This window comes from Micromonospora antibiotica (genome assembly GCF_017599305.1).
GTDB classification, from domain to species: Bacteria; Actinomycetota; Actinomycetes; order Mycobacteriales; family Micromonosporaceae; genus Micromonospora; species Micromonospora antibiotica.
Genome location: NZ_JAGFWR010000016.1, coordinates 116599 through 138765 on the forward strand (window position 1 = coordinate 116599; position 22167 = coordinate 138765).

The 22167-nt window shown below is 73.2% G+C and carries 17 protein-coding genes; 7 read left to right on the top strand and 10 right to left on the bottom strand.

Translation table 11 applies throughout. The features are described 5' to 3' along the window. Positions 1 to 41: 41 nt before the first annotated feature. Positions 42 to 512: an RrF2 family transcriptional regulator gene (locus JQN83_RS23135; RefSeq protein WP_208569247.1), complete on the bottom strand. Its 471-nt coding sequence runs from the start codon at positions 510 to 512 to the stop codon at positions 42 to 44. A gap of 179 nt (positions 513 to 691) precedes the next feature. On the opposite strand from JQN83_RS23135, the gene JQN83_RS23140 reads away from it, so the two are divergent. Together JQN83_RS23140 and JQN83_RS23145 are read left to right on the top strand one after the other, a co-directional pair. Further along, positions 692 to 2197 (top strand): serine/threonine-protein kinase, encoded by a 1506-nt coding sequence (locus JQN83_RS23140; protein ID WP_208569248.1) that lies wholly within the window; start codon positions 692 to 694, stop codon positions 2195 to 2197. A 28-nt stretch (positions 2198 to 2225) separates the two neighbouring features. After that, entirely contained in the window at positions 2226 to 3992 is a 1767-nt protein-coding gene (locus tag JQN83_RS23145) for a vWA domain-containing protein (RefSeq protein ID WP_208569249.1), read from the top strand. A 99-nt stretch (positions 3993 to 4091) separates the two neighbouring features. Here JQN83_RS23145 and JQN83_RS23150 read toward each other — a convergent pair whose 3' ends face one another. From JQN83_RS23150 to JQN83_RS23160, 3 genes are all read right to left on the bottom strand, one after another. Continuing rightward, positions 4092 to 4976 (bottom strand): acyl-CoA thioesterase, encoded by an 885-nt coding sequence (locus JQN83_RS23150; protein ID WP_208569250.1) that lies wholly within the window; start codon positions 4974 to 4976, stop codon positions 4092 to 4094. A 16-nt stretch (positions 4977 to 4992) separates the two neighbouring features. Continuing rightward, positions 4993 to 6441, bottom strand: coding sequence for a pyruvate kinase (gene pyk / locus JQN83_RS23155; protein ID WP_208569251.1), 1449 nt, complete (start codon positions 6439 to 6441; stop codon positions 4993 to 4995). 259 nt (positions 6442 to 6700) lie between these two features. Continuing rightward, entirely contained in the window at positions 6701 to 7066 is a 366-nt protein-coding gene (locus JQN83_RS23160; protein WP_208569252.1) for a YciI family protein, read from the bottom strand. A 358-nt stretch (positions 7067 to 7424) separates the two neighbouring features. On the opposite strand from JQN83_RS23160, the gene JQN83_RS23165 reads away from it, so the two are divergent. After that, the gene (locus JQN83_RS23165) at positions 7425 to 9662 is read left to right on the top strand and encodes a SpoIIE family protein phosphatase (protein WP_208569253.1); all 2238 of its coding nucleotides are present in this window, start codon (positions 7425 to 7427) and stop codon (positions 9660 to 9662) included. Between the two features lie 218 nt (positions 9663 to 9880). Continuing rightward, positions 9881 to 10747: an aldo/keto reductase gene (locus tag JQN83_RS23170; RefSeq protein WP_208569254.1), complete on the top strand. Its 867-nt coding sequence runs from the start codon at positions 9881 to 9883 to the stop codon at positions 10745 to 10747. Positions 10748 to 11860: 1113 nt separating this feature from the next. On the opposite strand, the gene JQN83_RS23175 is transcribed toward JQN83_RS23170, so the two are convergent. The 3 genes from JQN83_RS23175 to JQN83_RS23185 all read right to left on the bottom strand — a co-directional run bounded on the left by JQN83_RS23175 (position 11861) and on the right by JQN83_RS23185 (position 15840). Next, on the bottom strand, positions 11861 to 12250 hold the full coding sequence (locus tag JQN83_RS23175; RefSeq protein ID WP_208569255.1) for an effector-associated constant component EACC1: 390 nt from the start codon (positions 12248 to 12250) through the stop codon (positions 11861 to 11863). Between the two features lie 88 nt (positions 12251 to 12338). Further along, positions 12339 to 14570, bottom strand: a complete 2232-nt coding sequence (locus JQN83_RS23180; RefSeq protein WP_244253043.1) for a M48 family metalloprotease — start codon at positions 14568 to 14570, stop codon at positions 12339 to 12341. A gap of 316 nt (positions 14571 to 14886) precedes the next feature. After that, positions 14887 to 15840, bottom strand: coding sequence for a LysR family transcriptional regulator (locus JQN83_RS23185; RefSeq protein ID WP_244253014.1), 954 nt, complete (start codon positions 15838 to 15840; stop codon positions 14887 to 14889). A gap of 124 nt (positions 15841 to 15964) precedes the next feature. Between JQN83_RS23185 and JQN83_RS23190 the strand changes: the two genes are divergently transcribed. After that, the gene (locus tag JQN83_RS23190; RefSeq protein ID WP_208569258.1) at positions 15965 to 16909 is read left to right on the top strand and encodes an FAD-dependent oxidoreductase; all 945 of its coding nucleotides are present in this window, start codon (positions 15965 to 15967) and stop codon (positions 16907 to 16909) included. Between the two features lie 85 nt (positions 16910 to 16994). Here the strand turns inward: JQN83_RS23190 and JQN83_RS23195 are convergent, their stop codons facing one another. Further along, positions 16995 to 18491 (bottom strand): DUF3237 family protein, encoded by a 1497-nt coding sequence (locus JQN83_RS23195; protein ID WP_208569259.1) that lies wholly within the window; start codon positions 18489 to 18491, stop codon positions 16995 to 16997. Between the two features lie 195 nt (positions 18492 to 18686). Here JQN83_RS23195 and JQN83_RS23200 point away from each other — a divergent pair, with 195 nt between their 5' ends. After that, a complete protein-coding gene (locus JQN83_RS23200) occupies positions 18687 to 21059 on the top strand; it encodes a tetratricopeptide repeat protein (RefSeq protein ID WP_208569260.1) in 2373 nt (790 codons plus the stop codon). A gap of 27 nt (positions 21060 to 21086) precedes the next feature. Here the strand turns inward: JQN83_RS23200 and JQN83_RS23205 are convergent, their stop codons facing one another. Together JQN83_RS23205 and JQN83_RS23210 are read right to left on the bottom strand one after the other, a co-directional pair. Then, positions 21087 to 21401: a hypothetical protein gene (locus JQN83_RS23205; RefSeq protein ID WP_208569261.1), complete on the bottom strand. Its 315-nt coding sequence runs from the start codon at positions 21399 to 21401 to the stop codon at positions 21087 to 21089. Beyond that, on the bottom strand, positions 21398 to 21589 hold the full coding sequence (locus JQN83_RS23210) for a hypothetical protein (protein ID WP_084261485.1): 192 nt from the start codon (positions 21587 to 21589) through the stop codon (positions 21398 to 21400). The genes JQN83_RS23205 and JQN83_RS23210 overlap by 4 nt, the downstream gene beginning before the upstream one ends. Before the next feature lie 79 nt (positions 21590 to 21668). Between JQN83_RS23210 and JQN83_RS23215 the strand changes: the two genes are divergently transcribed. Beyond that, entirely contained in the window at positions 21669 to 21884 is a 216-nt protein-coding gene (locus tag JQN83_RS23215; RefSeq protein ID WP_244253015.1) for a helix-turn-helix transcriptional regulator, read from the top strand. The last annotated feature ends 283 nt before the right edge of the window (positions 21885 to 22167 follow it).

The window sequence follows — 22167 nt, forward strand, 5'->3', positions numbered from 1 at the left end:
AACCCCTGATCGGTGGGTGGGACGCCCGGGGGCGCGGCGGATCAGCTCCAGGCGCGGGGGTCGGCAGCCAACTCGGTGATCCGGCCGGGAAGTGTCCCGGCCGCCACGTCGGCGATGGTGACCTGCTCCAGGATCTCCCGCTCGCTGGCCCGCAACGCGATCCAGACCTCCTGCAACGCCTGTGCCGCGCCGTGGTAACCGAGCTGTTCGGGGCGCTGCCCCCGGACGTGGGCGAGCGGACCGTCGATGACCCGGATCACCTCGGCGAGCGAGATCTCGGCCGCCGGGCGGGCCAACCAGTAACCGCCCTCGGGGCCCCGCTGGGCGTGCACGATGCTGCCCCGACGCAACTGGAGCAGGATGCTCTCCAGGAATTTCGGTGGGATGTCCTGCGCCCGGGCGATCTGCTCGGCGGTGACGGGACGGGACCGTCCGGAGTCCCCGCCATCGGCGACCGCCGCGAGCTCGGCGGCCGCGCGGAGGGCATAGTCGACCCGAGCGGAGAGGCGCATGGCCGCAAGGTTAGTCGGCGACCCGGCCGGCCGGGTCGTCACCCTCCACCGAACGGGCAGGGTGTCATGTCCCGGTGGCGGGGACGTGGCACCATACCCCTGTCGCCGGCAGGGTCGCCGGCACACCACGCGACACACACCAGCGCACCGAAAACCGGCCGATGGGGGCAGCGACAGCGATGCCGGACGTGACACCGCTGAGCCCCCGCGACCCCCGCCAGGCCGGGCCGTACGAACTGGTCGGGAGGCTCGGCGCGGGCGGCCAGGGCGTGGTCTACCTGGGCCGCGACGAGCAGGGCCGATGGGTCGCGGTCAAAGTGATCAACGTGGACCTGCACCAGCATCCCCGGGCGAAGGCCCAGTTCGTCAAGGAGATCGCCGCCGCCCGCCGGGTCGCGCCGTTCTGCACCGCGCAGATCCTCTTCGCCGACGTCGACGGTGAGCTGCCCTACGTCGTCAGCGAGTTCATCGAAGGCGTCACCCTGCAACGGCACGTCCGTGAACAGGGCCCGATCAGCGGCAACGCGCTGCACCGGCTGGCCGTGGGCACCGCCACCGCGCTCGCCGCGATCCACCAGTCCGACGTGGTGCACTGCGACCTGAAGCCGGACAACGTCATCCTCGGGGCGGACGGCCCCCGGGTGATCGACTTCGGCATCGCCCGCGCGTTGGACGTCACCGAGACGATGACCAACCGCGTCATGGGCACCGCCCCCTACATGGCCCCGGAACGGTTCCGCGACGACGAGGTCGGGCCGGCCAGCGACGTGTTCGCCTGGGCGGGGACCATCGCCTTCGCGGCGGGCGGACAGCCACCGTTCGGCACCGGCCCCGTCGCGGCGGTGCTGCACCGGATCCTGCACGACCCCCCGGACCTGACCGGGCTCACCGGCCCACTGGCCACCCTGATCGGCCAGTGCCTGGACAAGGACCACCGGGCCCGGCCGACCGCCCAGGAGGTGCTGCTGCGGCTGCTCGGGCGGGACACCCGCGAGGTGCCGTTGCAGACCGTGCTGCGGGCCGGCACCGACGCGGCGGCCACCCAGCAGCTGCCCCGTACCCTGTCCTCCCCGCCGGCCGCCCCGCCCGCGCCGACCGGCGCGGTGGCCGACTCCTGGCCGACCGGCGCGGCGGCGGACCCGTGGCCGACCGCCGGGGTGGCGGGACCCGGGCCGACCACCTCGACCGGCCACCCGGCACCGCACGGGCCGAGCGGGCCGGCGATGGCGGCGGCACCGTGGCCCACCACGTCGACCTCCCACCACGCTCCGCAGGTACCGACCGACCCGGCGACCGCCCCACCGGCGGCGACCCGGCCCGCCCCGGCCGGACCGACGGCACCCCCGGGGACCCGGGCCCCCGCCCCCGCCCCCACACCCACCCGGACGACGACGGACCGGCCGGCCCCGGTCCCCCCGCCGACCGGGCGGGACGGTTTCGGGCGGCGGCTGCGTCGACAGTGGACCGACCCGTGGGGGATGTCCCTCGCGATCTTCCTCGGCGCGGTGGGCTTCGCCGCCGGGTACGTCGCCAGCACCGCCGTGGGCACCGCCGCCGCCATCGGGGCGCTCACCCTCGTCGTGGTCTACGGTGTCCGTCTGCTCGTCGCCGCCGCGCTGACCCCGTCCACCACGCCGGACGGCCCCCCACCGCCGCCCGTGCCGGCACCGCGCACCGACACCTGACCCGCCGAACCAACCCCTGGAGGAGCCGATGGCCACCGGTCAGCGTCCCGCCCGACCGTGGCTGCCGCACGCGGTGGCCGTCGTCGCGGGGCTCGCGGTGATCGCCGCGGCCTACCTGTACGTCCGGCCCACGCCCGGCACCGACCGGGCCGACTGCGTACCGCTGGAGGTCAGCTCCTCCACCGAGAAGAGCGCGCTGGTCGCCCAGCTCGCCGACCGGTACAACGCCGCCGACCGGCGCTTCGGTGGGCGGTGCGCGCAGGTGACCGTGCACGGTCTCAACTCGGGCGAGGCGATGGAGGCGCTGGCCGGCGGGTGGGCGCTCACCCAGCCGAAGGTCGCCGAACCACAGGTGTGGCTGCCCACCTCGTCACTGTGGACCGGGCAGCTGCGCCTGCTGGACTCGGCGGCGGGCCGACCCGCCCAGACCCCCGGGCAGTACCCGTCGATCGCCAACAGTCCCCTGGTCATCGCCATGCCCAAGGACCGGGGCGAGGTGGTGCAGCAGCGCGGCCCGCTCGGCTGGGCCGACGTGCTCGGCCTCTCCGGCGACACCGGTTGGGCGGCGTTCGGCAAGCCCGAGTGGGGCCGGTTCACCTTCGGCAAGGACAACCCGCACCTGTCCACCTCCGGCCTGGCCGCCACCATCGCCACCTACTACGCGGCGGTCAGCCGGGCCAGCGACCTGACCAGCGAGGACCTCGCCCAGCCGGCGGTGACCCAGTTCGTCAGACGGATCGAGGCCAACGTCTCGCACTACAGCGACGACTCGGTGGACCTGCTGCGCAACCTCGCCGAGGCCGACGCCACCGCCACCGGGGACGCCCCGGCCACGGACATGAGCGCGATCGTCCTCCAGGAGGAGCTGGTCTACCTCTACAACCAGGGGCAGCTCAGCCCCACCGGCAGCAAGCCCCGGGTCCCGCTGGTGGCGGTGCACCCCAAGGAGGGCACCTTCAACCTCGACCACCCGTACGTGGTGCTGCCGTCGGCCGACCCGGCGCAACGCGAGGCCGCCGAGGACTTCCTCACGTTCCTCCGCGACGGTCCGCAGCAACGCAGCTTCGCCGCGCTCGGTTTCCGGGACGACGAGCGCCGGCCCGCCGACACGCTGCTGGCCACGGTGGCCGGGCCGGGCGGCGACCGGCTCACCTACTTCGACCCGCCCACCCCGGAGGTGGTCGGCGCGATCCTCGGCAGCTGGGACACCCTGCGTAAGAAGGCGAACATCCTGCTCGCCGTGGACACCTCCGGCTCGATGAAGGCCACCGTCGGCGACCAGACCCGGTTCCAGGTGGCGACCGACGCCGCCAGCAAGGCGATCGGGCTGCTCAACGCCGCCGACCAGGTGGCGCTCTGGTCGTTCTCCAGCGAGACCCCGCAACGGCCGAAGAAGCCGTACAGCGAGGAGGTACGGCTCGCGCCGCTGAACCGGGAAGCGTTCAACCGGAAGCTGGCCGGGCTGCGCATCGGCGGCAACACCGCCCTGTACGCGACGGTCCGCGCGGCACACCGCTCCCTGCTCGACAGGTACGACCCGAAGCGGATCAACGCGGTGGTGGTGCTCACCGACGGCAAGAACGAATACCAGAAGGACAGCGACCTGGACCGGTTGCTGCGGGACATCGCACTGGACCCGAACAAGCCGGTGAAGGTCTTCTGCGTGGCCTTCGACCAGGAGTCCGACCTGGCCGCGCTGGACCGGATCGCCAAGGCGTCGTCCGGCAAGGCGTTCGACGCCAAGAACCCGACCACCATCGACGAGGCGTTGGTCAAGGTGGTCAGCAGCTTCTGACCACCCGGCCGGTCCCTGCCCGACGCCACCGCCCGACGCGCCATCTTCCCCGCGCCCCACGGTCAGCGGGTGGCGGCGACCCGGTGCGGGCGGGTCCGCTCAGGCGCCGACGCGGCGCAGCAGGCCCTCCTGGACGGCGCTGGCGATGTGCCGGCCGTCGAGGGTGAACAGCCGGCCGGTGGCCAGACCCCGCGCACCGGAGGCGGACGGGCTCCAGCAGTCGTAGAGGAACCACTCGTCGGCCCGGAACGACCTGTGGAACCACAGGGCGTGGTCCAGGCTCGCCCCGACCAGACCGCCCGGACCCCAGACCTCGCCGTGCACCGACAGGACCGAGTCCAGCAGGGTCAGGTCCGAGGCGTAGGTCAACGCGCAGGCGTGCAGCAGCGGATCGTCGGGTAGTTTGCCGTCGATGCGCATCCAGACCCGCTGGTGCGGGTCGGCGGGCCGGTCGCCGGGGCGTACCCAGCCGGGTTCGCCGACGTAGCGGACGTCGATCGGGCGGGGGATCTGCCCCCAGATGCCGAGCCGCTCCGGATAGCGGGCCAGCCGGTCGGACATCGTCGGCACGTCGTCCGGGCCGGGCACGTCGGGCGGGGTCGGGGCCTGGTGTTCCAGGGCCTCTTCCTGCCGCTGGAAGGACGCCGACATGAAGAAGATCGGCTTGTCGTGCTGCAACGCCACCGAGCGGCGGACCGAGAAGGACCGCCCGTCCCGGACGTTCTCCACCTGGTAGTCGATCGGCTCGGCCGGGTCGCCGGGCCGGACGAAGTAGCCGTGCAGCGAGTGCACGAACCGGTCCGGGTCGACGGTGCGCCCGGCGGCGACCAGTGCCTGGCCGGCGACCTGCCCCCCGAACACCCGCTGCGGACCCACCGAGGGGCTGACCCCACGGAAGGTCATCGAGCCGGTGTGGTCGAGGTCGAGGACCTCGAGGAGCTGGTCGACCGCGGCCTGACCGGTCGCCGCCGGACGCCCGTTCACCGAAGTTTCCCTGTGCTCACTGGAGCGCCCGGGCGGAGGCGGCGTCGACCAGGGAGCCGAGCTGGTGCACCCGCAGGGTGTTGGTGGAGCCGGGGGTGCCGGGCGGGCTGCCCGCCACGATCACCACGTAGTCGCCGGGGGTGGCCTGGTTGAGGCCGAGCAGAGCCTGGTCGACCTGACGGAACATGTCGTCGGTGTGCTGGACGAACGGCATCAGGAAGGTCTCCACGCCCCAGCAGAGCGCCAGCTGGCTGCGCACCTCGGGGACCGGGGTGAAGGCCAGCAGCGGCAGGTCGCAGTGCAACCGGCTGAGCCGCTTGACGGTGTCGCCGGTCTGCGAGAAGGCCACCAGCGCCTTCGCCCCGATGGCGCGGGCGATCGAGGAGGCCGCCACGGTCAGCGCGCCACCGTGGGTGCGCGGGTCGTGCTGGAGCCGGGGCACCCCGATCGAACCGGCCTCGGTGGTGGTGATGATCTTTGCCATGGTGCTGACGGTGAGCACCGGGTACTTGCCGACGCTGGTCTCGCCGGAGAGCATCACCGCGTCCGCGCCATCGAGCACCGCGTTGGCCACGTCGGAGGCCTCGGCGCGGGTGGGCCGGGAATTCTCGATCATGGAGTCGAGCATCTGGGTGGCCACGATGACCGGCTTGGCGTTCTCCCGGCACAGCTGCACGGCCCGCTTCTGCACCAGCGGCACCTGGTCCAGCGGCATCTCGACACCGAGGTCGCCCCGGGCCACCATGACGCCGTCGAAGGCGAGCACGATCGCCTCCAGGTGGTCGACCGCCTCGGGCTTCTCGACCTTGGCCAGCACCGGACGGCGCACACCCTCCTCGTCCATGATGCCGTGGACGAGCTTGATGTCCTCCGCCGTACGGACGAAGGAGAGCGCGATCAGGTCGACACCCAGACCGAGGGCGAAACGCAGATCCTCGGCGTCCTTGTCCGACATCGCCGGGACGCTGACCGCCACGTTGGGCAGCGAGACGCCCTTGTTGTTGGAGACCGGGCCACCCTCGGTGACCAGGCACCGGATGTCGTTGCCGGTGACGTCGCTGACCTCGACGGCGACCCGGCCGTCGTCGATCAGCAGCCGGTCACCCGGCTTCACCTCCTGGGGCAGCTTGCGGTAGGTGCAGGAGACCCGGTCCCGGGTGCCGAGGATGTCGTCCCCGGTGATCACCACCGAGTCGCCGGTACGCCACTCGTGCGGCCCGTCGGCGAACTTGCCGAGCCGGATCTTGGGGCCCTGGAGGTCGGCCAGGATGGCGACCGGCACGCCGACCGCCTCGGCTGCCTCGCGGACCATGCGGTACACCGACTCGTGGTCGGCGTGACTGCCGTGGCTGAAGTTCAGCCTGGCCACGTTCATGCCCGCCTCGATGAGGCCCCGGAGCCGCTCCGGGGACGAGGTGGCGGGACCAAGAGTGCAGACGATCTTCGCGCGGCGGTTCACGCCCATCAGGCTAGTCTCTCCTCCGGGTCGACCTGGGGGTCGACCCCTTGCGGACTGAGGAACAGGGGTCCGACGACGCGCGGGGTGGGCGCCTGGCCGGCGGGGCGCAGCCCACGCCGGGACGTCGGGGAGTCGCGGGCATCGGCGACCGCGCGCCGGGAATCGTACCGCCCGGGGACCAACGCCGTCCGCGCGCTCCCGTGCTCGTCCGCCCCGACACCGGCACCGTCGGTCACCACGGCCAGACGCCCGGACCCCGCCGCCCCTAGCTGTCGGTCTTGACCAGCGGAAACTCCAACGAGCCGGCCGGGCAGAGGAAACTCAGCACGTCGACCATGTAGAGACCGGCCTGCACCGCCGGGTCCGCCTCCATCACGCTGCGTACGTCCTCGACCGAGCCGGTGCGGGCCAGGCCGATGCCGATCGGCGGGGCGGGCTCCCGGGCCGGGCCGTCGATCGAGCCGGCCACCAGCACCAGACCCCGGCGTTGCAGGGCCCGCATGTGCGCGAAGTGCTCGGCCTGGAGCCGCTGCACGGTCTCCTTCGGCAGCACCCGACCGGCCGGGCCGGGATAGAGCACGATGCACTCGTACGTGTCGAGTGCGAAGTCCAGCTGCGGCGTACCCGTCATCGCGTCCCTTTCCCCGCGTCGGCGCCACCCCGCGCCGGTCTGCCCCGGACCCGGCCAGCGTCGCACGGTGGGCACACCCCTCGCGGCGGGTCGGGACAACTCCCCGGACCACCTCCCCGGACCGTCGCCGGCACCGACCCGGACCGACGGCGGGCACCGGGACCGGAGCGGGACGGTCGACGCGGGCGGCGCACCCGGGTCGGGATCCGCCGGGCGGGCCCCGGCACGGGCCCGTCGGACAGCGGGGGCGACGTTCCGGCAGACCCGAACCGGATGATCGACAGACGTGCGGATCGGCCCACGCTGGTACGGTCCGACTGATGGGGAAGCGCTCGATCCGCAGAGCGGAGGTCCCGACATGACTCGCTCCGCCGCCGCTCCCCGGCCGCCGGACGACGCACGCTGGCGGGACCTGCTCTCCCGGGCCGGCCGGGCCGGCCGTCGGATCGTCGGGCACGACTGGGCCGGCAGCCCGCTCGGGCCCGTCGAGGACTGGCCGGCGAGCCTGCGTACCGCCCTGGTGATCTGCCTGTACAGCCCCGAACCGGCCGCGATCTGGTGGGGACCGGAGCTCGTGCTGCTGCCCAACGACGGGTACCTCGCGCTGCCCGACCCGGTCGGCGCGCAGGAGCCGGGCCAACCCGGGGCGGCGGTCTGGCCGGACGCGGTGCCCACGCTGACCGGGCTGCTGACCACGGGCCAGGTGACCTGCCGGCAGGAACGGGAGGTCGGCTCCGGCGCGGAGCACCGCCGACTGGTCTTCTCGTCGGCTCCGATCGTCGACGCCACCGGCCGGCCCGGCGGCGTCTTCACCACCGTCGCCGAGGCGGTCGGCCCCACCGGCGGGGCCACCGACGCCGACGACCCGACCGGATCCCCACGGTCGGACACCACCAGCGCCGGGACCGCCACCGGCACCGGGGTTCCCGCTGCGCGCCGCCGGGGCCCCGGCCAGCAGGCCCCACACCCGGCGGCCGGGGAGCGGCGTCAGGCGCTGCGGCAGGCTGAAGGGCTGGCCCGGCTCGCCGGGTCGCTCAGCGCCGCCGGGACCCGCACGGCGGTGACGGACGTGGTCATCACGGTCACGCCGGCGCTGGTCGGGGCGACCGAAGTCCGGGTCGCGGTGGCCACCGCGGGCGCGTTGGACCTGACGGTGACCGACGGGAACGGCCCCGGTCGGCTCGCGGTGGCCGACGACGCGCCGCTGGCCCGCGCGGTACGCGAGGAGGCGACCGTCGCGCTGCCCGACGGGCTGTGCCTGCCGTTGCGCGACGGCACCGGCACCGTGCTCGGGGCGTTGGAGGTGCGCTGGGACGGGCCGGTCGCCGACGAGGAGGCCCGCCGGATCCTGCTCGACGCGGTGGCGGGGCTGTGCAGCCAGGCGTTACGCCGGGCCGAGCTGACCGCGTCCGCGCGGGCGATGGCGGAGTTCGCCGCCCGGCTCAGCGTCACCCGGTCCACCGGTGAGGCGATCGAGGTGATCCTGGACGCCGCGCCGATGGCCCTCGGCGCGGCGCTGCCCGGCCTGGCGATGCGCGACGAGGGTCGACGGGTCCGGCTGTGGCACGCGGAGCTGCCCAGCGGGCTGGTCGCCACCTTCGACGACCTGACCATCGACGATCCCCGGCCGATCGCCCGCGCGCTGCGCACCGGGGAACGGATCATCCTGCGTAACCGGGCCGAGTTCGCCGCCCGGCATCCCGACCTGCCGGACCCGGCCGGCGAGTACGGGATGGTGACCACCGTCGTGCTGCCGCTGCTGGACGCCTCCCGGCGGCCCATCGCCGCGCTGGGCTTCGGCTGGCCCCGCGAACGTCCGCTGCCCGACGACGACCTGGCGTTGCTGGACACCATCGCCGACCTGTGCGAGCAGACCCTGGAGCGGGTCCGGTTGGCCGCCGCCGAGCACAACCTGGTGACCCGGCTCGCGGGCCGGCTGCGCACCTCGGCCACGGTCGGGCCCCCCGGTCTGGACGTGGCCACCCGCTACCAGCCGGCGATGAGCGGCCTGCACCTGGGCGGGGACTGGTACGACCTGGTCGACCTCGACGACGGCCGGCTGGCCGTGGTGGTCGGCGACGTGGTGGGCCACCAGGTCGAGGCGGCGGCCGACATGGCGCAGCTGCGGACGGTGGTGAACACCCTGATCCGGTCCGGGGTGCCGCTGGCCGAGGTGTTCCCCCGGTTGACCGGGCTGCTCGGGGTCGGGTTCCTCGGCACCTGCCTGGCGATGGTCGTCGACCCGGTGGCCGGCGAGGCGCAGGTGGCCCGGGTGGGGCATCCGCACCCGGTGCTACTGCCGGCGGGGCGGCCCCCCGAGACGGTCTGGACGGGGCACTCGCTGCCGCTGGGGCTGGTCCGTGATCCGGTGCCGGTGACCACGGTGGCGTTCGGCCCGGGTGACCTGCTGGTGGCGTACACGGACGGGTTGGTGGAACGACGCGACCAGGCGTACGACGCCGGGGTGACGGCCCTGCACGAGGTGATCGTGCCGGTGCGCGACCAGCCGGTGGAGGCGATCGCGGACACCCTGCTGGCCAAGCTCTCCGGTTCCGACGACGACCAGGCGCTGGTGGTCATCCGGCACGTCGGCTGAGCACCGGACGCCGGATGCCGGGGGCTGAATGCCGGGGGCTGGATGCCGGGCCGGGCGCCGGGAGACGGTGCCGCGTGACGGGGCGGGGTTGGTGCGGCGACGGGAGACGGTGCCCACATTCGGCCCGTGGGTGTTGCCGACGGCGATCTTCGGGAAAGGCGTTGAGGCGGTGGCTAGATTTGCCGCTGACGACAACGAACAGGATCGGGGTACGGCACATGGGGTCCAGCAGTCAGCCCGCGAAGGCGTCCGGCACCTACCGGATCGGTGGCGACCTCCAGGTCGACCGGCTCGGGTACGGGGCCATGCAGCTCACCGGACCGGGGGTGTGGGGTGACCCGAAGGACCCGGCCGAGGCGGTGCGGGTGCTACGCCGGGCGTACGAGCTGGGCGTCACGTTCATCGACACCGCCGACTCGTACGGGCCGTTCGTGTCCGAGCTACTGATCAGGGAGGCGCTGCACCCGTACGCCGACGACCTGGTCATCGCGACCAAGGCCGGGCTGACCCGCTCCGGGCCGGGTGACTGGCGGCCGGTGGGGCGGCCGGAATACCTGCGCCAGCAGTGCGAGCTGAGCCTGCGGCACCTGGGTGTGGAATCGATCGGGCTCTACCAGCTGCACCGCATCGACGCGAAGGTGCCGCTGGCCGACCAGCTCGGCGAGTTGGCCCTGCTCCAGCAGGAGGGCAAGATCCGGCACATCGGGTTGTCCGAGGTGACCGTCGAGCAGATCGAGGGGGCGCAGCAGATCACCCCGATCGTGTCGGTGCAGAACCTCTACAACCTGGCCGACCGCAGCGCCGAGGACGTCCTGGAGCACTGCGAGCGCAACGACCTGGCGTTCATCCCGTGGTTCCCGATCGCCACCGGCAACCTGGCCAAGCCGGGCGGCCCGCTGGACGCCATCGCCACCGGCCACGAGGCGACGCCCGCCCAGCTCGCGCTCGCCTGGCTGCTGCGCCGCTCGCCGGTCATGCTGCCCATTCCGGGTACGTCCTCGGTCGGTCACCTGGAGGAGAACGTCGCCGCCGCCCAGGTGCAGCTCACCGACGAGGAGTACGACGCCCTGGCCAAGGCCGCCTGACCGACCCGCCCCTCACCCGACGACCGCCCCGGCACACCGCCACGCCCCACAGGTCACCGTGGCAGCCCTCCGGTTCACCACGCGCCACGATGATGCCCACGCGCCATCACGGCGGACGAGGTGCCGACGCCCGGCTTCACCAGCAGTCGCGGGAATCCCGGGCGTCGTCGTGCCCGTGTTCCCGTGCGCGGTGTTCTCGTGTCCGTGTTCCGTGCGCGGTGTTCCCGTAACCGCAACAACGGCGGCGGGGCGGGGGCGGGCGGCGGCTGGTGGCCGCGGGCGACAGCGACGGCGGTGGCAGCGGCCGACGACAGCGACAGCCGGCGACAGCCACGACGGTGACGGTGACGGCGGCGGCCGGCGACAGCCGCGGTGGTGGCGGTGGTGGCGACAGCCGCGGCGGTCACGGTGACGGTGGCGGCGGTGACGGGCGGAAGGTGTACAGGGGGTGGACTCGACGGACGGCGCGGCGGCGATGGTGGTGGTGGTGATTAGTGGGGGGTCCAGGGCCGATGCTGACGGCTCGGCCCTCCGCACCGGCGTGTCGCGCCTGAGGTAATAGGCCGAACAAACGTTGATGCCTGTCCGTCATAAATATGACGGACAGGCATCAACGTCTCGATGAGAAAGTACACCGGACACCTTCGCCACCGCCGAGCACTCAGCTGGGCGATGTAGCGGCATCGCGGGCTGGGATACCGCTACCTCGCCCCTTGCCTTGCTGAGCGTCGACGGGGGCGGAGCGACCTACCCGCGGGATCCGGGGAAAGCGGGATCCGGGAAACGCGGGACCCGCCCACCCGAGACCTACCGACCCCGGACCAGGAGCGGGACCCGCCGACGAGACCCACCGACCTCGGGACCAGCCGACCCCGGACCAGGAGCGAGACCCGCCCACCCGAGACCCACCGACCCCGGACCAGGAGCGGGACCCGCCGACCCGAGACCCACCGACCCCGGACCAGGAGCGGGACCCGCCGATGCGTGGGCCGCCGACGCGGGTCCCAGGGTGCCGGGACTCGCTGGCGCGAGGGCCCACCGACGCTGGCGCGGGAGCCCACCGACGCGGGCGCGAGGGCCCACAGACGTGGGGGCAGGGCCGGCCGACCGCCGTCAGCCGGCGGGGGTGACGTCGGTCCCGGGGTCGTCCGGGCGCAGCGCCCGCTGTGCCTCGTCGAGCAGCTTCGCCGGGTCGGAGCGCCCGCTGACCTGGATCTCCACCTCGGAGTCGCCCACCTGGAGCCGGATGCTCACCTCGGTACGCTGCTGGTCCACCCAGCTCTGCACCAGGTTGAACAGGCCGGGCAGCAACCCCTGGGCCACCACCGCGATGATCACCGCGTCGCTGAAACCGGGCCGCCCACCGGCCTGCCCGGCGTCGCGTACCAGGGTGCGGTAGCGCGGATCGCGGTGCAGCCAGGCCAGCAGCGGCACCCGGTGCGGCCCGGCGGCACGCGGGGCCAGCACCAGCCGGGCCGGGGCGGTGGAACGGGGGGCGGTCATCTCGATCTCCCTATCAGTCGTCGCCACGGTGCGACCCGGCACCGGACGGCACCGTCGACACCGGGTGGCTCAGTCGGCACACGCCGGCTCAGTCGTCACCGGGTTGGAAGGTCAGCTTGCCGTCGACCACCGACAGCACACCGCTGACCCCGACCGTCTGGGTGTCGCTGAACGGGGTGGTCCCGAAGTAGCCGGCGGTGCTGCCGGTGGCCCGCGCCGACCCCTGCGACTCGTACGCGGTGGAGACCCGCGCGGTGGTCGGGCCGGTCAGGGTCAGCTCGATCCTCGGGTATTCGGTGATCTTCCAGGCGATTTTCTTCACCGTCGAACCGCCGCTGTAGTAGCGCAGCGGGCAGCCCGGTGGCGCGGCCACCGCCTGCGCCGCGCAGCCGTCCAGGTAGGACCGCACGCTCTGTTCCGCCGCCGCCAGCGCCTCGGGTCGCAGAGTGGGCGTCAGCTCCGCGCCGCTCACGCTCTGCTGCCCGGGTACGACGTAGACCACCCGGGGCGCCGTCTCGCTGAGCGCGTTGCTCTCCCCCGCGACCGTGTACGCCCCGGGCAGCAGCGGTACCGCGACCCCCTCCTCACCGGTGGGTGCGGGCACCCCGTTGACGGTCAGCGGGGCCGGGCCGCCGGGCAGGGTCAGGGTCGCCGGGGCGGCGTCGAGGTGCCAGCGGTGGAACAGCCCGAGCACGGCGGAGTCGTCGCGGCGCAACGGCAGCTCGGCGGTCAGCTTCCGCCCGGCGAGGGTGTAGGCGACCGTGGCGACCGCCTCGTCGCCGTCGCGTTCCACCCCCGTCACGGAGACGTCGGTGGGCGGGCGGTACTCCTTCGCCGCCACCATCCGGGCGAGCTGCCCGCTGTCGCCCAGCGCCGCCCGCACGCCGGGGGTGAGCCGTTCGAGCGCCTCGGGGGCGTCGTGGTCGTCCAGGGCCGCGAAGTAGTCGTTGACGGCCGCCTGGGGACGGACGAACGCCCACTGGGTCGCCGTCAACCCCCCGCCGAGGCAGCTCACCAGCACCAGCGCGCCGACCAGCAGCAGCGCCCGGCGGGAACCGACCGTCGCACCCGTCGTACCGCCGAACAGCTCGTCGAGGCCGCGCGCGGTGGCCGCGCGGTCGGTGGCCGGGTCGGGGACGGGGTGGTCCAGCCGGTCCAGGCGCAGCTCGGACGGCGGGTGGGTTGCGCAGACCGCCTCGTCCCAGCCGCTGCGCCCGGTCTCGAAGGAGCGCCGCCGCTCCAGCATGGCGCGCATCCCCTCCCGGTGCCCGGCGAGCACCGCGCCGGTGTCGGCCCGGTACTCGGCGGCCCGGACGTCCCGGCGGTGGCAGGGCAGGACCAGGTAGCGCATGGTGAGCAGCACCGGCCAGAAGAACAGGAACACCACGAAGTCGGTGGCCGGGTGCGGGAACCGGCGCATCAGCCAGGCCGGCAGCGCGTGCACCAGCACCAGCGGCAGGCCGACACCCCGGATGAACGCGCTGGTCACCTCGTCGCCGGTACGCCAGTGCACCAGTTCGTGGCTGAGCAGCGCGGCGATCTCCTCGTCGGTGCAGTCGAGTACGGCGGTGCTCACCACCACGTGCCGGGCGTACGCGCGGGCGTTGGTCAGCACCGGGTCGTCCTCGATCAGCAGCCGGGGTTCACCGGGCAGGCCGAGCCGGGCCGCGCAGTCGCTCAGCAGCGGGCGCAGCCGTTCGGCCTCGCGACGGCTGAGCAGACGCGCGCCGGAGACCCCCAGCAGCCACGGTTCCAGCAGCACCCGCCCGACGGTGTAGAGCAGCCCGACGAGGCCGGCGGCGACCACCATCCCGGCCAGGCCGGTGAAGAGGTTCGCCGGCTCGTCGAAGGCGTTGCGCCAGGGCAGCACCAGCACGGCCAGGAAGCCGACCAGCGCGCCGAGCGCGAACCCGGCGAACCCGCCGACCACCCCACCGGAACGTGCCACGAAGGCTTCCAGCAGCGGCCCGACCAGCGGGGCGTCCCGCAGCAGCGCCGGCACCGCCTCCTCGGACTGGGTGCCCCCGGCGATCAGCCCGTAGAGGCCGAGGGCGAGGCCGCCCCAGACCGCCGCCACCAGCGCCAACGGCACGTAGAACCAGGTGGCCAGGAACGAGCCGAGCACGCCCCGCCAGTCCCGCAGGATGCCGGCGCGCAACCAGACCAGGGCACTCGGGTAGCCGGGCGGGCGGTGGGCGAACCGGTCCCCGGATTCGTCGGCGGGCGACCCGGCGGGCGGCGCGGTCGGCGACCCGACCGGTGGCACGGTCGGGGCCGGGGCGGGGTCGACTTCGGGTCCGGGCTGCGGGGCGCTGTCCATGTCGGACACGTCAGGGCTCCTCGACTACAGCGTCACCTGCCGAAACGGCGGGACGATTGCATGGGCACGGCTGAACGACCCACGAGCAGGGTGGGACGATTCCACGAACACGGCGGTTCGTACGGCCGTGGGAGGCAGCACATTACTCGCTGCGAATGCGCTCGGCGATTCATATTCACCGGCAGAAACGTCGGGACCGTCCATTGTCGGATATCCGTCCGAGTGCGCCGGATTCGTCGAGCAATGGCGGCGAAACTGCGCCGGCGAACGGGTCCACACCCCCGCAGGATCCGACGCGACGACCACGCCTGACGGATCAGCAGGTGGCGAGCAGGGCGACGAGCCGACGGACGGCCGGGTCGGTGGTGCCGGTCCGCCAGGCCAGGGCCACGTCGACGGTCGGCACCGGGGCGGCGAAGCGCCGCAGGCGTACCCCCGCGACCTTCAGGGCACGGGCCCGGCCCGCCGGGACGGCCGCGACCACGTCGCCGCCGGCCACCGCGCGCAGCAACTGTTCGTCGTCGGGTTCCTGGCGGACCAGGTGGAAACCGCCGTCGGGCCACACCTGGGCGATGGTGCGGTCGAACATGCCGGGGCCGTTCTCCCGGGGCCACATCACCGCCGGCAGCCCGACCACCTCGGCCCGGCGCACCCGGGCCCGGCCGGCCGCGAGTGGATGCCCCACCGGCACCGCCAGCAGCAACTCCTCCCGGTCGACGGTGTGGCAGGTCAGCCCCGCCTCCGGTAGCGGCGGACGGACGAAGGCGACGTCGAGCCGACCGGTGAGCAGCCCGGTCACGTTGGGTGCGGTCCAGCCGGTCTCGGGGACGACCTCCACCTCGGGGTGCGCCGCCCGGAACCGGGCCACCAGCGCGTCCACCCGACCACCCCGGGCCGAGCGGGTGTACGCCAACCGCAGGCGACCGTCGCGCCCACCGACCAGGTCCCGGATGCGGGCGGTGGCGGCGTCCACCTCGGCGAGCAGCCGACGGGCCTCACCGGCCACCTGCGCGCCCACCCCGGTCAGCGCGCAGCCGTGACTGTCCCGGTGCAGCAGGGTCACCCCGAGCTGCCGTTCGAGGGCACGGATCTGCTGGCTGAGCGCCGGTTGGGCGATCCGCAGCCGGGCGGCGGCCCGGGTGAAGTGCAGTTCGTCGGCGAGCACCACGAAGTACCGCCACCGGCGCAGGTCCCACCCGTCCCGCCCCTGCTCCGGCCGGTCCCGGTCGTGGTCCGGCCGGGTCGGACCGGTGGTCGGTGGTGCCCCCATCGGGGGAGCATAAGCGGCACTTATCGCCGGCCGCCGATTCTGTCTTGGACCGGTCCGTCGAGTCGGGGAGACGATCCAGGTCCGGCCGTCCGCACTGCGGGCGGCACCGACGGGGAGGTCGACGATGGACACGGACGTGCTGGTGGTGGGGGGCGGGATCATCGGGTTGACGGCGGCGGTGCGGCTGCGGGAGCGGGGCGTACGGGTGACGCTGCTGACCGCCGACCCGCCCGCCGACACGGTGTCGGCGGTGGCCGCCGCCGTCTGGTATCCCAGCCACACCGACGCGGACCCCCGGGTGCTGCGCTGGGCCACCGAGACGCACACGGAGCTGGGCCGGCAGGCCACCGCCGGGGTGCCCGGGGTGGTGGCCCGGCCGACCCGGATGCTGCTGCGCCGGCCGGGGGTGGGCCCGCCGTGGTGGGCGGCGGCGACCGGCGACCTGGTGACCGGGCCGGGCTTCGGCCCGTACGCGGCGCAGCTGCGGTTCACCGCCCCGACGGTGGAGATGTCGCCCTATCTGGACTGGCTGCGGGACCGGTTCACGGCCGCCGGTGGGGTGCTCCGGGTCGGTCGGCTCGACCGCCTCGACGACGGCTTCGCCCTCGCCCCGATCGTGGTCAACGCCACCGGCCTGGCCGCCGGCCGGCTCGCCGACGACCCGGCGGTGCACCCGGTACGCGGGCACCTGGTGCTGGTGGCGAATCCGGGCCTGACCACCTCGGTCCGGGACGAGGAGAACCCGGCCGGGATCACCTACGTGCATCCGCGCCGACACGACGTGGTGCTCGGCGGCACCTTCGAGCCGGACGAGTGGGACACCGGGCCCGACCCGGCCACCTCGGCGGCGATCCGGGCCCGGTGCGTGGCGCTGGTGCCGGAACTGGCCGACGCCCCCGTGCTGGGGGTGCGGGTCGGGTTGCGGCCGGCCCGGCACGGTGGGCCGAGGGTGGCGGTGCGGGCCGTGCCGGGGCGGCGGCTGGTGCACGCGTACGGCCACGGGGGTGCCGGGGTGACGCTGTCCTGGGGGTGCGCCGACGAGGTGGCCCGGTTGGCGCTGGACACCTGACCGGTGCCACCCGGCCCCGCCCCACCAGGGGGACCGTGGGACGGGGCCGGGCGTCGGGGCGGAGGGGCGGGCACCCTCCCCCGCGCTAGCGGCGTTCGTAGAAGGTGATGCTCACGCCGCCCGGGGCGGAACCCGGGTCGGAGCTCAGCCAGGTGTTGGCGTTGAGGAAGGCGTACGGGCCGGCGGCGCGGGCCTCGAACGTCGGCACCAGCCGGCCGAACGCCCCGCAGTTGCGGACCAGGATCAGCTCCCGGTCGTTGGTGGACAGCACGTACCGGGCGTCGAGCGTGCTGGTCGCGCCGATGAGCTGGTAGTCCGCCCCGCCGGGCAGGACGGTCCCGGTCACCCGGCCGGTCATGGTGCCGCCGGTGATGGGGATGATGTTGCGGGTGCCGCGCTTGCTGGCCCCGACCGAGACGCTGGCCCCGAGTGTGACGGTCTCGGTGAACACCGCCGCGCCCCGGGTTCCGCTGCCGGTCAGGCAGTCCCACGACTGGTTGGCCACCCCGGCCGGGTCGCGTAGCTGCACGCGCGGGTCGGCCGGGGACACCCCGGCGACGTCGTACACGGCCAGGGTGAGGGTGTTCGTCGCGGTGTCGACGGTCCGGGTGCCGACGTACGTGCCGGTGTTCAACCAGGCGTACGCGCTGGAGTTCGGGGCCTCGAAGTCGGGCACGATCCGCACGGTGGACTCGCCGGCCGGTGCGACGCCACAGGTGCGCAGGTAGATCGGGGTGCCGTCGCCGGTGCGCAGGATGGCGACCTGTTCCAGCTCGGTCGCGCCGTTGCCGAGGGTGAGTTCGAGGTCGAGGCCGCCGGTGAGGATGCTGCCGTTGATCCGGTCGCCGGTGATCGTGCCGCCCCTGATGTCGAGGATGCGGCGGTGGCCGTACTGGGTGACGCCGACATCGCGGATCGCACCGAGCTGGGCGGTGGCCCGGAACACCAGCCGGCCACGGGTCGGGGGCACGAGGCCGGCGGACCGGCCGCAGGCCCAGGACGGGTCGGGCACGATGGTCGCCTCCGCGCCGCTCGGGGTGGTGCTCGGGGTGGGTGGCGGTGGGGTGGTCGGTGCCGGGGTGGTCGGCGGCGGGGTGGTCGGGGTGGGCGGCGGCGTGGTGGGCGGTGGGGTGCCCGGGGTGGGTGTGGTCGGCGTCGTGGGCGTGGTGCTGCCGGTGCAGGGGGTGCCGTTGAGCGCGAAGTCGGTCGGTGCCGGGTTGCTGGCGTTGTTCCACGAGCCGTTGAAGCCGAACGACGTGCTCGCCCCGGTGCCGAGCGCGGCGTTCCAGGTGGTGTTGCCGACGGTGACCCGGCCGCCGTTCTGGCTGGCGGTGCCGTTCCAGTACTGGGTGATCTGCTGGCCGGCGGTGAACGACCAGGTGAGCTGCCAACCGTTGATGGGGTCACCGAGGTTGGTGACGGCGACGTTGGCCCCGAAGCCGCCGCTCCACTGGCTGGTGACGGTGTAGGTCACCCGGCAGCCGGTGGCGGCGGAGGCCGCCGTGGCGACCCCGACGACGCCGACCAGGGTGGTGGCGGCGAGCGCTCCCGCGAGCAGGGGCCGCCGGTGTACGAGCCTCATCTGGTCCTCCCGGAGCGGCAGCGCCACGCCTTGCACGCACGGTTATGTTTCAATCAGTGTCCCGATCGGACAAACTTCTGTCAATCGATGCATCTCGATTGCTTGCCGTCGACTCCCGGCCGGGTGACGCGCCCGCCCCGACACCCCTGAAGATCGTTTCGTGTCCTGTTGGTGACCCTCGGTAGGGTGTCGCGCATGAATCGGGGTGCCTGGCGGCGGCATGCGTGGTGGGTGGGCATCCCGGGCGTGGTCGCCGGGTTCGGCGCGTGGGCGGCGGTGGCCGACGACAAGACCGGCTGGACGGTGGTCGCCGCTGCCGCCGCCGGGGTGGTCGGGGGCTTCGGGCCGACGGTGGCCGACCGGCTGGCGGCGACCCGGGAGGCCCGGCGGCGACGGGAGGACGCGCTGCGCGGGGTGACGTCGGCCGAGCTGCCGGAGTCGGTGGCGTGGCTGCTGCACCCCGGACAGGCGGTTGTCGACTTCATCGGTCGCGGCTGGGTGCTGCGCCAACTGGAATCCTGGACGACCGACCGCACAGCGGTGGCGGTACGCCTGCTGACCGGCGCGGGCGGGGTGGGCAAGACCCGGTTGGCCCGGGAGTTCGCCGGCCGGCTGCCCGGTTGGCGGTGCGAGTGGATCCACGCCGGGGCCGAGGAGCAGACGGCAGCCCTGATCGCCTCGGGTGGCGTACCGGAGCGGTTGCTGGTGGTGGTGGATTATGCCGAGACGCGGGATCGGGCTGGGGTGGCGGCGCTGGTCTGCGCGGCGCAGCGGGCCACCGGGGTACGGGTACGGGTGCTGCTGATCGCCCGGGGTGCCGGGCTGTGGTGGGAGACGCTGTCGGCGGCGTACCCGCAGCAGGCGCAGTTGCTCGACGCGGTGACCGGCCGGTCGCAGGTGGTGGAGCTGCCGGCCCGGATCGAGGAGAGCGAACCCGGCGAGATCGTCGCCCTCGCGGCGCGGGACTTCGCCGCCCACCTCGGGCGACCGGTGCCGGTGGTCGAGGCGCGGGACCGCCCGGCGGACACACCGGTGCTGCGGTTGCACGCCGAGGCGCTGCTGACCGTCCTGGACGGGCAACCCCGGCACGGCCGGTACGACGTGCTGACCGAGGTGCTGGGGCACGAGGCCCGCTACTGGCGGTTCGCGGCCCGACGGGCGGGCCTGCTGGCCGCCGACGACCCGGCGTCGGATGCACTGCTGCGGCAGGTCGCCGGGGTGGCGGCGCTGCTCGGCGCGGACGGGCCAGACGAGGTCGCCGGCCTGGTCCGGCGGGTCCCCGCGCTGGTGGCCGCCGAGCCGGACCGGGTGGACCGGTACGCGGCGTGGCTGGCCGACCTGTATCCGGCCACCGACGGCACCGGGCTCGGCGTGGTGCAGCCCGACCTGCTGGCCGAGGCGCTCGCGGTGCGGGTGCTGCGGGACTACCCGGCGGCCGACTGGGCGCGGGTGTTCACCGACCTGACGGTGGCGCAGGCGGTACGGGCGTTGACGGTGCTCGGCCGGGCTCGCACCCATCAGGGCGACGCGACGGCGCTGATCGAGGTGGCGTTGGGGGTGGACGTGCCCCGGATGGTCGAGGCGGTGCTCCAGGTCGGGGTGCAGTTCCCGGGGGTGTTCACGCCGGGCGCGGTGCGGCTGCTGGCGGACGCGGACATCGATCTCGACTGGGCGCAGTGGACCGCTGAACATGTGCCGTACCCGTCGATGGAGTTGGGGCGATTGGCGGTGGCGCTGACGACCCGCATCGTCGCCGGCTTCACCCCGGACACCCCGCGTGAAGTCCATGCTCGCTGGATGAGCACGCACTCCATCCGCCTAGCCGAAATCGGGCGACGGGCTGAAGCCCTGGTTGCCAGCCATGAAGCCGTCTACCTTCGACGCGAACTCACCATTACCAACCGCGACGCCCACCTCCCCGACCTCGCCAAGTCGCTCAACAACCACGCAAATCGACTCACCGAAGCGGGACAACACACCGAAGCCCTCACCACCAGCCACGAAGCCGTCAACCTCTACCGACAACTCACCACCACCAATCGCGACGCCTACCTCCCCTACCTCGCCGGGTCCCTCAACAACCACGCGAACCGACTCACCCAAGCGGGACAACACACCGAAGCCCTCACCACCAGCCACGAAGCCGTCAACCTCTACCGACAACTCTTTACCACCAACCGTGACTCCCACCTCGCCTACATCGCCATGTCCCTCAACAACCACGCGAACCGACTGGCCGAAGCGGGACAACACACCGAAGCCCTCACCACCAGCCACGAAGCCGTCAACCTCTACCGACAACTCACCACCACCAACCGCGACGCTCATCTCCCCGCTCTCGCGAACTCCCTGTGGAACATCGGATATGTCGGACTCATAGCCGGCAGCGTGACCGAAGACGTTATTGCTTTGACCGCCGAAGGTGTCCGCTATCTCAACGAACTCGCGACGGCGTATCCGGCAGCGTTCGAGGAACGCCGTCAAGCAGCCAGACGCACCCTTGACGAGTTGCACCGTGCGGCTGCCGGAACCGAGGTGAACGAAACTCTCACCGACACGGAAGAGTGATCACGGCAGCTCGCTGACCACTCCGAGTCATCGAGAACGGGGCGGTCGGATCGACGGGACGCGCCGGGAGGTGGCGGCGCGGGAGGCAGGGGCGGGCCGGCGGGTCGGGGTGGCTTGCGGGGTGGGCTCGGGTGGCAGGAGTTCGGCGGGTTGGACGTAGATCAGCCGGCGGGCCACCGCGTCGCCCTTGGCGTTGATCTGGTAACCGTCGAGCCAGGCCCACCCGTCGTACGTGATCCACTCGGTGCGGACCCGGATCAGGCGGAACAGGATCGGCTTGACGAACTGCGGGCTCGCCTTCCGCGTCACGTGCACCAGCACCCCGGCCCGTAGCTCGATCATCGCGGCCCGTCCTGGCTCGGCCAGTGCCGTTGGTTGATCGGGATGCGGTGCCGGTAGCGGCAGGGCAGCTCGTTGCCGCACCGGCAGACGAACCGCCATCGCCGCCACGACCACGCCGGCCGGTGCCGCCGTGCCAACGTCATCGCCGTGGCGAGCAGATACTCGTGGTAGGACACCCGTCGTGACATACCGACACGGTCCCTGGTGGAGGTTTAGTCAGCTGGCAATAGCCGATCGGAAAGTAAGCTACTCACTACCGTCAGCCATATGAGTCGTGACCCGGTGCTGCTGATGGGTCCCTACGAGATCGCCCAGCGGATGGGTGTCTCGCGGCAACGGTTCCAGCAGCTCACCCGGCATCCCACCTTCCCGCGCCCCTACCAGGAGCTGCGCGGCATGAAGGTGTGGCTGGCCGTGGACGTCGAAGAGTGGATCACGAAGCACCGGTCGCCACGCCCCACCGAGGACGACACCCCGGAGTAAACCGGCCGCACCTGAGCTCACGTCCATTCGTGGCCGGCACTCACGACGTACGCGACACAGTCGGGATCTTGGCGTGAGCGGGTCGGGCAACAACGGCAACGTCCCCGCCGTCGGAGACCAGACAGGTCTTTGTGAAGAGTTCTTGTCGCCAGGACGACTGCAGGGCCCCGGCAAAGTCAGGTGATGCCGAGTAGTGCCAGTGGGCGGGTGCTGTCGCGGGCGTGATGTCGGTTGGCGGCGGCGATGTTGGTGATCCCGGTTAGGCGTAGGGCGCTGATGGCGG